This window comes from Candidatus Spechtbacterales bacterium (assembly GCA_040879145.1).
Lineage (GTDB): Bacteria > Patescibacteriota > Minisyncoccia > Spechtbacterales > 2-12-FULL-38-22 > JAWVZY01.
Window position 1 is genome coordinate 38,407 of sequence record JBBDKX010000001.1, and the last position, 14,522, is coordinate 52,928.

Below are 14,522 nucleotides of genomic sequence, written 5' to 3' on the forward strand. Positions count from 1 at the left end.
TAAAGTGGCAAGGTCCGACCTCGCCAACTCATAAAAATAGACCACAAAACCGCCCGAAGGCGGTTTTGTGTTAGAATGGGGATATGAAAAAAATTCTCTTTGCCTGTACAGAAAACAAAAAGCGAAGCCAGATGGCTGAGGCGATTTTTAATCATCTTGCCAAGAACTCAAAAGCCGAGAGTGCGGGCACGGCGCCGGCCAATTCTGTTGACCCAATGGTTGGCGAGATTCTCGCCGAGCGCGGAATATCTTTTGAGCCGCATGCTCCAAAAAAGATTACCGATGAAATGCTTGAGAGCGCGGACTACATTGTATCTTTTGGATGTTTAGTGCCTTCAATGTTTCCCAAAGACAAGTTTGAAGAATGGGTTGTCGCCGATTCCAAAACACCGGAGGAATACCGCCAGGCAAGAGATGATATTTTTGAAAAGATAGAACAATTCATCGCCCTGCACAATTTTTAACAAGAAACATCACAAAGCGTGGGGTTTTTGTTATACTGAGTGTATACTAAATAATATTAATCTTAAAAAAGGATGATGGAAGAAAATACAAAAAATATGAAAAGACCCAGAATAAACGAGCTTCTTACCGAAGAAGCTGAGCGCGTGGGACGCATAACAGAAGAATTTGAAAGAGGCTTTGAATTTTTAAGAAATTACGAAAAGGCGGCAACTATTTTTGGCTCGGCGCGGAGCGAATCAAAAGAGGAGTATTACCAAAAAGCAAGAAAGCTTGCACAGCTTCTCGCGAAAGATGGTTTTGCTGTAATCACAGGAGGGGGCCCGGGAATAATGGAGGCGGCAAATCTTGGCGCGGTTGAAGCGGGCGGCAGGTCTGTTGGTATAAACATAGAGCTTGATGGGCAACACCCAACAGAGCGCAGAAATAAACATGTTAAAGAGGGGGAGTCTTTCCATTATTTTTTCTCTCGCAAGGTTATGCTTGCATTCGCATCTGAGGTTTACTTTTATTTGCCCGGAGGTTTTGGCACGTTGGATGAATTTTTTGAAATACTAACTCTTGTGCAAACAGGTAAGATGAGTCCTGTACCTATTATTTTAGTGCATAGAGATTTCTGGGAGCCGTTTTTGGATTTTATAGACAAAACACTGCGTGATAAATACGCGACTGTTAATAGTGAAAATACATCTCTTTACCATCTTGTAGATACTCCGCAGGAGGCGTTTGATCTTGCAAAAGAGCTTATGAAAGAGTACGGCCTTGAATAAAGAAATCGGCACATTTAATAAACTAAAACCCCGCCTGAAGACGGGGTTTTAGTTTAGGTTCAATTAAGTTAGAAGTGGCTCCACACGTTTGTCCTTGTTCTTATTTTTGAATTAAAAACATTTAGTTGTACGTCCGCTTCAAGCTCTGTTTCATTTTCATCATCCTCATCATCTTCATTATCATCGTTACCACATCTACATTTCTTTTTATTTCACTTGTCGTGTTTTCGGACGCGAACTCAATATCTGCCTCTCGTATATATGCAGATTTTTTCTTTCTGTATGTCTTGTTGTATTTTTCCATGCCTGTTCATAGTTTTAGACGTGTAATGTTAGTAAATCTTATATATAACACTTATAAAATGCGTACTCAATATGTATTTATGCTAAAATAAAAGAGAGTAATACTACTTAATAGCTTTGCGTTTTAAATTTTTAGTTTTTAATTTGATTGAGCGAAGCGAAAGAATGTGCCTCAATTTTTACCATTTTTTGTTATACTTTTAGCTGCTCTGTTTTTTTCAGAGATATTTTACAGGTTACACCTTCCTTGGGTGGTGGCTTTGGTTGTGGGAGGAATTATTATAGGTCCGTATGTTTTGGATATATTTACTCCTGACGTGACCATGAGCTTTATTGCTGAGGTGGGCCTTGTTTTTTTGATGTTCATGGCCGGGATGGAGATACGCCTCTCTACCCTTAAAGATATTAAGTGGGATGTTGCAAAGATGTCTTTTTTTAACGGGGTAATCCCTTTCTTTGTGGGTTTTGGCATAGGACTGCTTCTTGATTTTTCTATGTTACCGTCTCTTCTTTTGGGTACTATTTTTATCTCCTCTTCTATCGCCGTTGTTGTGCCTTCTTTGGAGTCCGCGGGTCTTATGGAGACCAGACTGGGACAGACCATTGTTGCTTCAACCATGGTGGAAGATATTTTAAGCCTTATACTTCTTTCTATATTTTTACAGGCAACAAATCCGGTAACATCTCTGTCCTTACCCGTGCTTTATGTGTTGCTTTTTAGCACCCTTGTCTTTATGCGTTGGGCTTTGCCTAAAATACGCTGGTTTTTTTACTCTCTTAGCTCTCAGAAAAAGGGAATATTTGAGTGGGAGTTTCAGGAGATATTCGTTATTTTACTGGGTACTGTTATAATTTTTCAATTTTTGGGACTGCACCCCATAATTGCCGGGTTCTTTGCGGGACTGGTACTTTCCGAATCTATTAAAAGCGATGCTCTTAAAGGAAAGTTGCGTGCTATAAGTTACGGATTCTTTATACCTGTATTTTTTGTTGTGACCGGAGCATCTACTAATATAGGTGTTTTCGCTGAAGTAGATAAGGCGCTTATGTTTACCGTTATTATTGTTTTGAGCTCTATAGGCATTAAGTTTTTGACAGGATGGATAGGCGCTCGTGTAAACGGATTCGGCCCCACAGAGGGAATGTTGGTGGGAGGCGCAACTATTCCCCAGTTGTCTACCACCTTGGCGGTTGTAACTGCAGCGTATGCCATAGGTATTTTAAAAGAAGAGCTTGTAACCGCGATGATTATACTTAGTCTTATCACCACCCTTATAGGTCCGATAATTGTTAGAATGTCTAAAAACCGTCTGGATAAAATAAAGCCCGTTTCACCGGAAGTTAAAATACCTGAACAGTCTCCCGCGTCTGTTTAGGAATAAAAATATGGAAAAGAAACATAAAATTTTATGGAGTGTAATAGGCGCGGCTGCCGTGATACTTTTTTTGTTGCAGCAGTTTTCTCCCGCGTCTGAGCAGATAAAAGATTTTGAAAGACGCATTGGCGACTTTTTTATAAACAGTTTGAATGAAAAAATTATAACCCCTGAGCCCTTGCGCGGACCCTTGGGACAGAACTCATCATCCCTTACCCGTTCCGGTATAATTGAGTGGACAAACAGGCAAAGAATTGGAGAGGGTCTTCCCCCTTTTGCTGAAAGTGAAAAATTGAGTGCCGCCGCGGCCTTAAAAGCCCAGGACATGTTAGACAGGCAATATTTTGCCCATGAAGCGCCGACGGGTGAGGGTGTGGGAGATCTGGCAAAGGTTGTGGGATATGAATATATAGTTATTGGGGAAAACTTGGCTCTCGGTAATTTTATAAATGATGAGGCGCTTGTACAGGCATGGATGGATAGTCCCGGACATCGCGAGAACATAGTTAAAAGCTCCTATACTCAGATAGGGGTAGGATTGAGTCGCGGTGAATTTGAAGGCAACGAGGTTTGGGTTGCGGTGCAACACTTTGGAAGGCCCCGAAGCGAATGTCCCGAACCGGATGAAAACATATTATCCAAAATTAATGCCAACAAAGAAAGAATGAAGGAGTTGGAATCCGAAATTGAAAAAAAGAGGCAGGAGCTTGATGCCATGAATCCCAAACGAGGCCCTTTGTATAACGCGAAAGTCCGTGAGTATAACGAACTGGTGGAGGAGTATAATGGTTTGGTGAACGAAACAAAAGAGTTGTCGGACCAGTACAACTTACAAGTTCGGGAATTTAATGAGTGTGCCAGTGGATAAGCTCGTGCTACGCTTCGCTTAGTGAACAGAAAACAAGCAACAGTAAGCAGTAAAAAACAAAAAAGAAAATACTGTTCACTGTTTACTTTTTGTGAGGCGGAGCCGAATCCCTAGGCCGAAGGCCGGTGGCTAGACGTAAAGTCGCCATCCCGGCACAGCCTAGGGAGGTGGCGGCCCAAGGGGCTTAGCCACAAAACTATGTCTAATATAGAAACAAAAGAAAAAAGGGGCAGAATGATACTTTTGGCAACGATTTTGGCAAGTGGTATGAGCTTTCTTGCCTCTACCACGGTAAGCATAGCCCTGCCTGCAATACAGAGCGCTTTTAACGCGTCTATCAATAATATACAGTGGATATTGAATTCGTATGTTTTGGCTTTAGCTGTGTTAATTCTTGTAAGCGGTTCTCTCGGCGACCATTTTGGCAGAAAAAAGATATTTTTGTATGGTATCGCAGTATTTACTGTGGGATCTCTTTTTTCGGCATTAGCCCAAAGCGTGCAGCAGTTGATTGCATTTCAGGCGTTGCAAGGGGTGGGGGCGGCAATGATGGTTCCGGGTTCTCTTGCGATAATCAACGTTTGTTTTGTAGAAAAGGAGCGCGGAAAAGCAATAGGTCTTTGGGCGGGAGTTTCGGGTGCTATGGCTGCTATTGGTCCTCTTGCTGCAGGCTGGCTTCTGGATGTTTTTAGTTGGCCAAGTGTTTTTTGGCTTAATGTTCCCATTGGTTTTTTGGTATTTTTTATTGCCAAGCGCCATGCCCCTGAAAGCTATAATACAGAAGCCCGCAACATAGACTGGTTTGGGGCTTTATTGGTTGCGGTTTCGCTTTTGTCTCTCTCATACGCGCTTATACAGGGCTCGGTTCATGGCTGGGGAGACCAGAGAATAGTGCTTAGTTTTACAGCTGCTCTGCTTGCCCTTATATTTTTTATATTTGTAGAAAAAACAGTAGCGGAACCTCTTGTGCCTCTTGGTATATTTAAAAACCCTCTGGTTTTAGGAGCTAATGCCGCAACATTTATGCTGTATTTTGCTTTAAGCGGCACCATTATATTTTTAGCTTTGAATTTGCAACAAATACAGGGTTATTCTCCTTTTGAAACAGGATTGGCACTTTTACCCCCTGTTACTATTATTGCGCTTTTTTCCGGATGGGCAGGGTCTTTAGCTGATAGAATAGGTCCGCGCATGCAGATGATAGTGGGTCCCCTTGTCGTAGCTATGGGTATGACGTATCTTGCGTTTTCAGGAACGAACGCTTCATATTTTACCAACTTTTTTCCGGGTCTTGTTCTGTTTGGAGCCGGAATGGCATTTACCATTGCCCCGCTTACCAAAAGCGCGCTTGAGGTTGAGGAGAATTTTTCCGGAGTTGCTTCCGGCGTAAATAATGCGGTTTCAAGAGTGGCGTCTTTAATGGCCGTAGCTGTATTGGGAGCTGTTATGCTTGCTTTTTTTGGCAGTAATATTTCTGACAGGGTAGAGGGTCTTCCTATTGTTTCGGAGCAGAAGGAAATAATTTTAAACCAGCGGGATAAACTTGGCGGAATTAGCATACCTGAGTCGTTTAACTCTTTTTCACAAAAACACATTCGCTCAGCCATAGAAGAATCTTTTGCGGAGGGCTTTAAGTGGGTTATGGCTATAAACGCGATACTTGCTTTTACTGCCGCCGCGATATCATTTTTTGAAATACATAATCCCGTTGATATTGAATATAGAAAAAGGCGGGAAGAGGTAAAGTAAGAATAAATTCTATGGATTACAGGGAAAAAGCCCGTGAGGTGATGATAAATAATTTTAAAGCTACCGGAGGCAAGTATATTACTCCGGCATGGCCTCATTACAGGTATCAGTGGGTTTGGGACAGTTCTTTTCACGCGATAACGTGCGCGGAACTCGGGCTGGAGGATATGGCAAAAAACGAGATAAGACAGCTTTTTAAGTCGCAGGATTTTCGTGGCTTTATTCCCCATTTTACATATCACGGGTTTTATAGATGGCGTGACTTTGAAACACCTCTTTACGGCAAGGGCTTTAGGCCCGAGAGCAGTTCTCTTGTCGGACAGCCGGTTATAGCACAGGCGGTAGAGGCAATAGATGACAACGCTTTTACAAGAGAGGTTGCCGAGCCTTTGGTAAGGTTCTATAAGTATTTTATAGAACACCGGGATGCTTATAATGTGGTTTCCATTTTTTCACACCGGGAAAGCGGAAGAGACGCCGACCCTATATTTGATTTTTTTCGTCCTGTGGCGCCGAAGCGTTTTAGTAAGGTAAACGGGTTTTTAGATACTGTATTTACTCTTGTCGTGGATTTTAGGAATATGCTTTTAGGATGGGATGAGGAGCGTATGGCTAAAAAAGGACCCTTTCATGTTAAAGACGCGGGCGGGCACAGCATATTTATAGACGGGCTTTATTCTTTGCGCAAACTTTTAAAAAGCGTGGAGATGGAATATCTTTTCCCTGATATTAACGATGCAATAAAAATATCTACTGAAGCCCTTTTAAAAAATTGCTGGGACAGCGAAACTAAGAGATTTTATTCTGTGCGTGTGAGACACGGAATGTTAAAAGAACACTTTTCTATCGGGAGCTTGCTTCCTTTGTTGGTAAAAGATCTTCCTGAAGAAATGCGCGACAGCATAATAAAGGATGTAAAAAACCCTAAACATTTTTGGACGCCGTATCCGCTACCCTCAGTATCTGTTTCGGATTCTGAATTTTGTCCGGATAAACCTTTTCCCATATGGCGCGGTCCGACATGGATAAATACTAATTGGTTTATGATACGCGCGCTTATGCGACACGGGCAGGCGAGTGTGGCAAAAGTTATCGCGGATAGCTCTTTAGAGTTGGCGCAAAAGGAGGGATATTGGGAGTTTTACAACCCCTTTACCGGCAAGGGGATGCGCATAGAAGATTTTGGATGGAGCACATTGATTGTCACTTTTGATAAACTTGTTGAGTAGTATTTCACTGTGTTGAAGTTTAATAATTTTTGTATTAGTATATAGTCAGCTCTTTAAAGGGCATGTCTGCCTAAACTTTAGTGAAGGAGGAAGGATTTTAATGGCTAAGAATATAGATGTGGATGATTTAAAGAAAAAAGCCGACAAAGCGCAAAAGAAGATAGAAAAAGATAAAGAGAAAGCTGAAAAAGAAAAAGCGTTAAAGATTGAGCAAAAGGCCCAGGAGTTGGCTCAATGGTGGATTGATAGAATGCCACAGACGCTGGAAGACGCAGTAGATGAAGGCAAGAAACAAATATGCGTTTTTAAGTACGATATTATATACGGTAGTGGCGATTATACTGGAACAGCTATAAGTGAAAGAACCTTGGAGTTAGTAAGGGAATATTGCAGGGAACAAGGGATTAGAACTTTTATGGAAGATGGCCAGTGGAACTCTCCGGGCATGGTGCATGAGTACGCTCTTTATGTAGATCTTACTTAATTTTTAAAACGGCTCATTGAATGAGCCGTTTTTTGATAATTGGCTCATAGTGCGAGTCAATTAGGAGTTGATTATTTAAAATTGTATTAAATTGGTGATACAATATAGATATGGAAGAAAATAAGAAAAAAGTTTTAATTTTGGGCGGTACAGGTTTTTTGGGATATCATGTTATTCGCGCTTTTAGCGAGAGTGGTTTTGAACTTGGGGTAATGTTGCATAATAAAACGGATGACTTATCTATTCCTTATGACGGCTATAAAACCTTTACGGGGGATATAGCAAAGCCGGCTTCAATAGAGAGGGTGATAAATGAGTTTAGGCCCGATATAATTATTCATCTTGTAGGGATTATGCGTGAGAAGCCTCCGCAAAAGACGTATAAAAAGCTGCATGTTGAGGGGACTCAAAACATAGTAGAAGCTGTAAAAAAAGCGGGTATTCCTGATGAAAAAATTATTTATGTAAGCGCGTTAGGCGCCGATTTAAACGGCTCTACGGAATACTACAGGACAAAAGCGCAGGCTGAGGAGATAATAAAAAACTCAGGCCTTGTCTATGCAATATTTCGTCCCGCTATAATATTTGGATGGAGGGCCCACTTTACCAATAGACTGAGGTTTTACGCGAGAATTTTACCTTTTATTCCTGTTATTTCAAAAAATACATTTAAACTGGAGCCGGTAGCCGCAGATACAGTAGCAGATGTTATAGTGCAGGCCGCAAACGGAGCGGGAAACAATAAGACTTACAATGTTGTAGGTCCCGAGTTTTTAACTGCGCGCGAGTTGACAGAAAGACTTCGGGAAAAAATGGGCTCTGTAAAGCCAATTGTGCGTATTCCTATTTTTATAGCGCGCATAGCCACAATGCTGGGTTCGTTGGGGCTTCCAACACCTGTTACCAAGCCTGAACTTGTAATGTTGCTTAGCGGAGATGAGGGTACTAACGATGAACTAAAAAAAGATTTTGAAGTAAAAGATATATATTTTGACCCGATAAACGAGTACCCCCTGTATTAATAATAGTTAAAAAGATAAATATTTTTAAAATACCCCCAACTCAATTGAGTCGGGGGTATTTGTTTATTGGTGCGCTCCCCGGAGTTCATTTTCCAGGGAGTTGTTTGCTGTTTTGTATAGCGAAAGACGTTCAAAGAAGGGCTTTACATCCGGCCATACAACTTTCATCCACACAAGAATTGCAACGCCTGAAACGTTGATTGCTGTGTGAAGAAGTATGGCTTCCCCAATCCCTCCAATCAGGTAGTGTGCTGCGAACAGCATACCAACCCCGAAGGAGAGCAGTGCATCAATAACACTGAATCCGGACGGAACATGTGCGAGAGCAAACAGCATACTGAAGATCAACACAGAAAGAATAGTATTCTTTCCATTCCTGAAAATCAGCTCTTCAATCGTTGCCAAGAAGGGCAAGCTCATAAAGAGTAATGGAATAAACAGCATGCGTAGATACGGAATATCCAGTGCTGCAAAATTCACATTGACCTCAGGGAATTTTTCTTCGGGCTTGAGTGCCCTGTAAGCTTCCTTCCGGCTGCAGTTAAGCTCCTTTTTCTTTCGCCGTGTATTTATCCACGTCTTTGCACTCCATGCATAAGGTTGCGGACGTCGTTTGTGGAGAAAAGCAACTACTCCAATCGCGGCTATCTGAATTAGCAGTGCTTCAATCAGTAGTGCGCCGGAGTTCGGCAATGCCCTGTAGATGCTTATGGAGTAGTCCCGTATCCAGGGAACACTCATGTTGTATATGAGAATTCCAAAAGCTAGTACGGTGAATATCCACTTTGTAGCGCGCTTCATAGTTATTTCCTTTCTAGTAAGCGACTTGTTTAGAACTTGTAAAATTATAACATAAAATACTAAAAAAGTAAATATATAAAGCATATAATTGTTTTTATGCTACAATAATAATAATGTTGGAACTGGAACCTGTTTATCAGCAGTTAGTGCTTTTGGGCGCTGTTGTTTTTGCCCTTGTTTTTTGGGTTTGGGGCAAGTGGCGCTACGATGTTGTAGCGGTTTTGGCCCTGTTGATTATTTCAATAACCGGTGTCATACCATTTGAAGAGACATTCGTTGGTTTTAGCCACCCTGCGGTTATTATAGTTGTAGCTGTTTTGGTAATAAGCAGAGGTCTTTTAAATTCGGGGGCCGTAGACATTATAACAACTAAACTGCCTCTGGATGGCAAGGGAAAGGTATTTCAAGTATTTTCCCTTACAACTTTAACAGCGCTTTTGTCCGCATTTATTTATAATATCGGCGCTCTCGCGCTACTTATGCCTATAGCCATACGCCTGGCAAGGAAAAGCAACATCTCTCCAGGGCTGTTTTTAATGCCGATGGCTTTTGGTGCCCACCTGGGAGGGTTTCTTACTCTGATAGGAAATGCCCCCAATATTATTGTTTCTACCTTCAGAACAGAGGCGGGTCTTGAACCCTTCGGCATGTTCGATTTTGCCTATGCGGGGTTTTGGATTGTTCTTGGTGGGTTAATATTTATTTCCTTTTTGGGTTGGAGGTTTATTCCCAACACCAAAGAGCCTGCCCTTAAAAAGGAAGAGCCGGCCGAGGTGCAAAATTATACAACAGAATTACTTGTTACACCTAAGTCAAAATTAGTGGATAAACCACTTGATGATCTTTATAAAATGACAAAAGAGTCGTTTACCGTTGTGGCTTTAATCAGAGACGATGAAAAAAGCCTGGCTCCTCAAATAACCGAGATTATACGCGAGAATGATCGGCTTTTAGTAGAGGCCAGCCCCGAGATATTGCAGGAATTGGTTGCTGTTACAAAACTTGAATTTAACGAGAGTAAAGAACTGGACGAAAAAGCGCAAGAGCAGACAGTGGAGGAAGAGGATAAAGAAATGAAGGATGTAGAGGGGGTGGTTGTGCCCGAATCATCTCTTTTGGGACAAACAGCAAAGGACACGTTGCTTAGAAGCGGATACAATGTTAATTTACTTGCTGTTTCCAGAAAGGGAGAACAGATTTCTGAGGAAATAGAAGATGTTAGGTTTCAGGCGGGTGATGTACTGCTTTTGAGAGGACATAACGAACATTTACAAAATGCTTTGAGCGGTTTGGGACTTTTACCTCTTGCTGAACGCGAACTTCCTGTTGGGCAGCCACGTCGTGTTTTTGCGGCAGTCTCTATATTTATGGCAGCTATAGGTCTTTCAACCGCGGGAATAGTTCCTGTGGATATAGCTTTTGCATTGGCAGCTATGGCAATGATTATGACAGGTTTGATTTCTTTGAGACAGGCATATGGGAGTATTGAGTGGCCGATAGTTGTTTTGTTGGGCGCGGTTATACCGCTTGGCCTTGCTTCAGAAAGCAGTGGCGCGGCACAGGTAATAAGTGATTCAATAGTTGGCTTTATGGAGCTTAGTTTTATAACGCCTGTTGTGATGTTAATTACTTTAGTAGTTGCAAGTATAACACTTTCTAGTCTTGTAAATAATGTGGGTGTGGCAGTACTGATGGCTCCGATAGCTATACTGCTGGCACAGGAACTGGGGGCATCTCCCGACCCGTTTTTAATGGCAGTTGCGGTAGGTACTTCGTGTTCCTTTATGACACCGGTAGGACATCAGGTCAACGCTCTTATTATGCGCCCCGGGGGTTATAAATTTGGGGATTACTGGAGAATGGGATTGGCACTTAATATAATAGTTCTTGTAATATCTGTTCCTTTGATACTTAAGTTTTGGCCGATGTTTTAAGAATATTTTGTACACGTAATTTTGATATGTTTATATAAAAATATAAAATATAATACCTTTGTATATTATGACAACTAAAAAAATTATTCTAAGCATTGTTTCCTTGTTAGTACTTGCGGGACTGGTATGGGCCGGTATTTTTTGGTGGAACAATTTACGCGGTGTAGGTCCGGCAATTAAGTCGCCTTCAGGTGATATTGTTGAAATAATAGAAAACAACAATAAGAACGTACCCGGGGAAAACGCAACAGATTTTCCACTTACCCTGCCCGATAATTTTAAAATTGAGGTATTCGCAGAAAACCTTCCCGGAGCGCGTGTCATTGTTCGTGACGGACAAGGTAATTTTTGGGTTAGTCAGACAAAGCAGGGGATAATCTCGCTTTTAACAGTTGAAGACGGAAAAGTAACCGGTTCAAACGCTGTATTCCGTAATTTAGACCGTCCACACGGACTTGCTATAGATCCGCAAAACGGAACAACCCTCTATTACGCGGAAACAGGAGGGGTCTATAGAGTACCGCTTTACACTGAAGCTTCTCCCGAGAAACTCGTTGACCTGCCCGCGGGGGGTGGACATTTTACCCGCACAATAGCTTTTGGACCTGACGGTCGTTTGTATGTTTCCATTGGCTCAACTTGTAATGTTTGCAACGAGGATGACGAGCGCCGCGCTGCCATATATTCTATGAACAGAGACGGAAGTGATTTTAAAAAACACGCAGACGGTCTTCGCAATTCCGTATTTTTTGATTGGAGTTATGTTGATGGCAGAATGTGGGCTACAGAAATGGGACGCGACCGCTTGGGAGATGATATTCCGCCTGATGAGATAAACATAATTGAAGAGGGTGCAAACTACGGCTGGCCAATTTGTTATGGAAAGGGCATACACGATACTAGCTTTGATAAAAACCAGTATGTACGCAACCCATGTGAAGACACTATCCCGTCGTACATAGACCTTCAGGCGCACTCAGCGCCCCTGGGACTAGCTTTTGTTCCTGAAGAGGGTTGGCCTGAGGGTATGTGGTATGACCTGCTTGTGGCTTATCACGGCTCCTGGAACAGGACCGTGCCTACAGGCTATAAAATAATGCGACTAAAATTGGACGCGGAAGGCAATTTTGAAGGAAGGGAGGATTTTGTTTCAGGGTGGCTACAGGGTGGTAGCGCGTTGGGTAAGCCTGTGGATATACACATAGAGCCCGGAGGTGTAATGTATATTACAGATGATCATGCGGGAGTAGTGTATAGGGTAAGCTATTTGGGAGAGTGATTTAATTTTAAATAACATGAACAAATTTATACTTTATACAATTTTAGGGTTAGTTATTGTGGGCCTTGGGGTTTATGCTTTTATGTTTATGGGTCCCGCTGAAGAAGATGTTGTTATAGTAAGTAACTTTGAAGAGTGTGTTGAGCAGGGCAATGCTATAATGGAATCTTATCCCAGACAGTGCAGGGCCCAAGACGGCAGGACATTTACTGAAGACATAGGAAATGAGCTTGAAAAAACAGATTTGATACGCATAGACAACCCCCGGCCCAACCAGATAATATCAAGCCCAATTATGGTTTCGGGACAGGCAAGGGGCTACTGGTTTTTTGAGGCCTCTTTTCCCGTTCGCCTTTATGACGCGAATAATGTGGAAATAGCGCTTGGTATAGCGCAGGCGCAGAGCGAGTGGATGACGGAGGATTTTGTGCCGTTTAAGACTACTCTTGAATTTGAAAAGCCCACAACTCCAACAGGAACTCTTGTTTTGGAAAGAGACAACCCATCGGGTTTGCCTGAAAATGACGATGCTTTAATGATTCCCGTTAAATTTGATTTAAGCGCTGAGTATAAAAATATAGCTCAAAACGACTGCATTGTCACCGGATGCTCGGGACAAATATGCGCTGATGAGGAAGTTATAACAACTTGTGAGTTTCGTGAAGAATACGCGTGCTATAAGGATGCTATATGCGAAAGACAAGAGAGTAGCGAATGCGGGTGGACTTTGACGCCGCAATTGGCACAGTGCCTAGGCATAGCTATGTAAGGTAAAGAAATTTATCTTTCGCCGCGCTACTGCGTTGTGCGCTGCGCTCCTCAACGACGTACCGGTTGGTGGTGTACGCCTTATTCCGGTGCTCGCGCACGCCTTGTTTCGCGACGAAATCTGAAAATTTCTGCATGTATTATTTTGCTGCTCGGCTACGCCTTGTATTGTCGTACCTACGGTAGATCTCCCGCAGGGAGACACAAAATTTCAGCAAACTCACATATATTACCCTTCTGTTTAAAGGCGGGTTTTTAATTTACACTACATTTGATTTTCAGGGCATAAAATGGTATATTAGCAATATGAAGTATTTAACCTTAGTTCATAAATCAAAATACGGCTATGATGTGCATGTGCCCGCACTTCCGGGCTGCCACAGTCAGGGTGAAACCGAAAAAGAGGCATTAGAAAATATTAAAGATGCCATTTTGGCATATTTAGAAATAACCAAGCGGGAACTTAAGGATACTAAAGTGAAAGAGGTAGATATTGAACTTTCATAAATATGCTTTTTACAGATGTATCGGGTAAACGCGCGATATCGGCCTTTAAGAGGGCCGGTTTTTGGATTTTAAAAACAAGAAGCACAAAACACGTAGGTATGAGCAACGGTATGCGCAAGATAACTATCCCCCGCGCTAATTGTTTAAACCCTTATACTTTAAAATCAATAATACGCGACGCAGGATTAACAGACCAAGAGTTTAAAGATCTATTATAGTTTGAATTTTAAGATAAGACACCACTCCCAAAAGGCGGGTTTTTGATTGCCCACTGGCAAGGTCCGACCTCGCCAACTTGTAATGAGCATATGGTCAAAGCTTTGCGTATCGGGTATTCTATTGGCTTAGATCCAAAACAATTGATAGATGGCCATTTGATGGTGGGCAGTTGTGGCGTGTGCTCAGCTATATACAGGGCTAATTTGCTTGAACCGGCATTAGAGCTAGTTTCTTCAACCGCGCAAGACACCAGTGTAGATGATTCAGATTTTCGGGCGCAGTTGATTGCAGCCAATCCCGAACCAAAGGGTGGGAGATTTGGAATAAAGGAGAAAAAATGCAAACAGGAATAGAAGCCGTGAAACTTGGCGCCCCCCCTTATGGAATTCTGGAAGGTGCAAGGCCTACTCAGTATAAATGGTTTTCAGATCTTTCCCGGGATAGCCTTGAGGCACTCTTAGAAAAGACATCGGGAGATATTGTACATAACCTTGGGCGCGATAATGTGGCTCGGAAGGAAGAAAAGTGAAGTACATATATGCTTTGATTGCAGGAGTTGCTACTCGTTTTGTGGTATTGCCGCTTGTTGCGATGTTGGATATTGATAAGAACGTAAATGATTTTGGTTTTTGGGTATTTGGTGTAGCATCTGGTGCGCTTGTTACCTCAACTCTTCTTTTTATAGACAAAATAAAGAATAAATAGTTTTTGGTAAATGAGCCGACCAGTTGGCTCATTTTTTCTTTTTCAC

17 protein-coding genes are annotated in these 14,522 nt (G+C 42.2%); 15 read left to right on the forward strand and 2 right to left on the reverse strand.

Going from position 1 to position 14,522, the window contains the following annotated elements; all coding sequences use genetic code 11:
* Positions 1 to 83 precede the first annotated feature (83 nt).
* A complete protein-coding gene (locus tag WDZ40_00245) occupies positions 84 to 464 on the forward strand; it encodes a low molecular weight phosphatase family protein (protein MEX0877277.1) in 381 nt (126 codons plus the stop codon).
* Between the two features lie 72 nt (positions 465 to 536).
* The gene (locus tag WDZ40_00250) at positions 537 to 1,232 is read left to right on the forward strand and encodes a TIGR00730 family Rossman fold protein (GenBank protein MEX0877278.1); all 696 of its coding nucleotides are present in this window, start codon (positions 537 to 539) and stop codon (positions 1,230 to 1,232) included.
* A 121-nt stretch (positions 1,233 to 1,353) separates the two neighbouring features.
* On the opposite strand, the gene WDZ40_00255 is transcribed toward WDZ40_00250, so the two are convergent.
* Complete coding sequence (locus WDZ40_00255; protein MEX0877279.1) at positions 1,354 to 1,536, reverse strand: hypothetical protein; 183 nt, start codon at positions 1,534 to 1,536, stop codon at positions 1,354 to 1,356.
* A gap of 166 nt (positions 1,537 to 1,702) precedes the next feature.
* Here WDZ40_00255 and WDZ40_00260 point away from each other — a divergent pair, with 166 nt between their 5' ends.
* From WDZ40_00260 to WDZ40_00285, 6 genes are all read left to right on the forward strand, one after another.
* A complete protein-coding gene (locus WDZ40_00260; GenBank protein MEX0877280.1) occupies positions 1,703 to 2,911 on the forward strand; it encodes a cation:proton antiporter in 1,209 nt (402 codons plus the stop codon).
* Positions 2,912 to 2,921: 10 nt separating this feature from the next.
* The gene (locus WDZ40_00265; GenBank protein MEX0877281.1) at positions 2,922 to 3,779 is read left to right on the forward strand and encodes a CAP domain-containing protein; all 858 of its coding nucleotides are present in this window, start codon (positions 2,922 to 2,924) and stop codon (positions 3,777 to 3,779) included.
* 198 nt (positions 3,780 to 3,977) lie between these two features.
* Positions 3,978 to 5,528 carry an MFS transporter gene (locus WDZ40_00270; GenBank protein ID MEX0877282.1) on the forward strand — a complete coding sequence of 517 codons (1,551 nt, stop codon included), beginning with the start codon at positions 3,978 to 3,980 and terminating at the stop codon, positions 5,526 to 5,528.
* 11 nt (positions 5,529 to 5,539) lie between these two features.
* Positions 5,540 to 6,757 carry a hypothetical protein gene (locus tag WDZ40_00275; GenBank protein MEX0877283.1) on the forward strand — a complete coding sequence of 406 codons (1,218 nt, stop codon included), beginning with the start codon at positions 5,540 to 5,542 and terminating at the stop codon, positions 6,755 to 6,757.
* Positions 6,758 to 6,857: 100 nt separating this feature from the next.
* Entirely contained in the window at positions 6,858 to 7,241 is a 384-nt protein-coding gene (locus WDZ40_00280; protein MEX0877284.1) for a hypothetical protein, read from the forward strand.
* A 110-nt stretch (positions 7,242 to 7,351) separates the two neighbouring features.
* On the forward strand, positions 7,352 to 8,263 hold the full coding sequence (locus WDZ40_00285; GenBank protein ID MEX0877285.1) for an NAD-dependent epimerase/dehydratase family protein: 912 nt from the start codon (positions 7,352 to 7,354) through the stop codon (positions 8,261 to 8,263).
* A gap of 63 nt (positions 8,264 to 8,326) precedes the next feature.
* Here WDZ40_00285 and WDZ40_00290 read toward each other — a convergent pair whose 3' ends face one another.
* Positions 8,327 to 9,064 (reverse strand): CPBP family intramembrane glutamic endopeptidase, encoded by a 738-nt coding sequence (locus WDZ40_00290; GenBank protein MEX0877286.1) that lies wholly within the window; start codon positions 9,062 to 9,064, stop codon positions 8,327 to 8,329.
* Between the two features lie 113 nt (positions 9,065 to 9,177).
* Between WDZ40_00290 and WDZ40_00295 the strand changes: the two genes are divergently transcribed.
* The 7 genes from WDZ40_00295 to WDZ40_00325 all read left to right on the forward strand — a co-directional run bounded on the left by WDZ40_00295 (position 9,178) and on the right by WDZ40_00325 (position 14,476).
* The gene (locus tag WDZ40_00295; GenBank protein ID MEX0877287.1) at positions 9,178 to 10,998 is read left to right on the forward strand and encodes an SLC13 family permease; all 1,821 of its coding nucleotides are present in this window, start codon (positions 9,178 to 9,180) and stop codon (positions 10,996 to 10,998) included.
* A 67-nt stretch (positions 10,999 to 11,065) separates the two neighbouring features.
* Positions 11,066 to 12,277: a PQQ-dependent sugar dehydrogenase gene (locus tag WDZ40_00300; protein ID MEX0877288.1), complete on the forward strand. Its 1,212-nt coding sequence runs from the start codon at positions 11,066 to 11,068 to the stop codon at positions 12,275 to 12,277.
* A 16-nt stretch (positions 12,278 to 12,293) separates the two neighbouring features.
* Positions 12,294 to 13,046 (forward strand): Gmad2 immunoglobulin-like domain-containing protein, encoded by a 753-nt coding sequence (locus WDZ40_00305; GenBank protein MEX0877289.1) that lies wholly within the window; start codon positions 12,294 to 12,296, stop codon positions 13,044 to 13,046.
* Between the two features lie 305 nt (positions 13,047 to 13,351).
* Entirely contained in the window at positions 13,352 to 13,552 is a 201-nt protein-coding gene (locus WDZ40_00310; GenBank protein MEX0877290.1) for a type II toxin-antitoxin system HicB family antitoxin, read from the forward strand.
* A 308-nt stretch (positions 13,553 to 13,860) separates the two neighbouring features.
* Positions 13,861 to 14,124, forward strand: coding sequence for a hypothetical protein (locus tag WDZ40_00315; protein MEX0877291.1), 264 nt, complete (start codon positions 13,861 to 13,863; stop codon positions 14,122 to 14,124).
* Positions 14,109 to 14,300: a hypothetical protein gene (locus WDZ40_00320; GenBank protein MEX0877292.1), complete on the forward strand. Its 192-nt coding sequence runs from the start codon at positions 14,109 to 14,111 to the stop codon at positions 14,298 to 14,300. Before WDZ40_00315 ends, WDZ40_00320 begins: the two co-directional genes overlap by 16 nt.
* The gene (locus WDZ40_00325; protein MEX0877293.1) at positions 14,297 to 14,476 is read left to right on the forward strand and encodes a hypothetical protein; all 180 of its coding nucleotides are present in this window, start codon (positions 14,297 to 14,299) and stop codon (positions 14,474 to 14,476) included. Before WDZ40_00320 ends, WDZ40_00325 begins: the two co-directional genes overlap by 4 nt.
* The last annotated feature ends 46 nt before the right edge of the window (positions 14,477 to 14,522 follow it).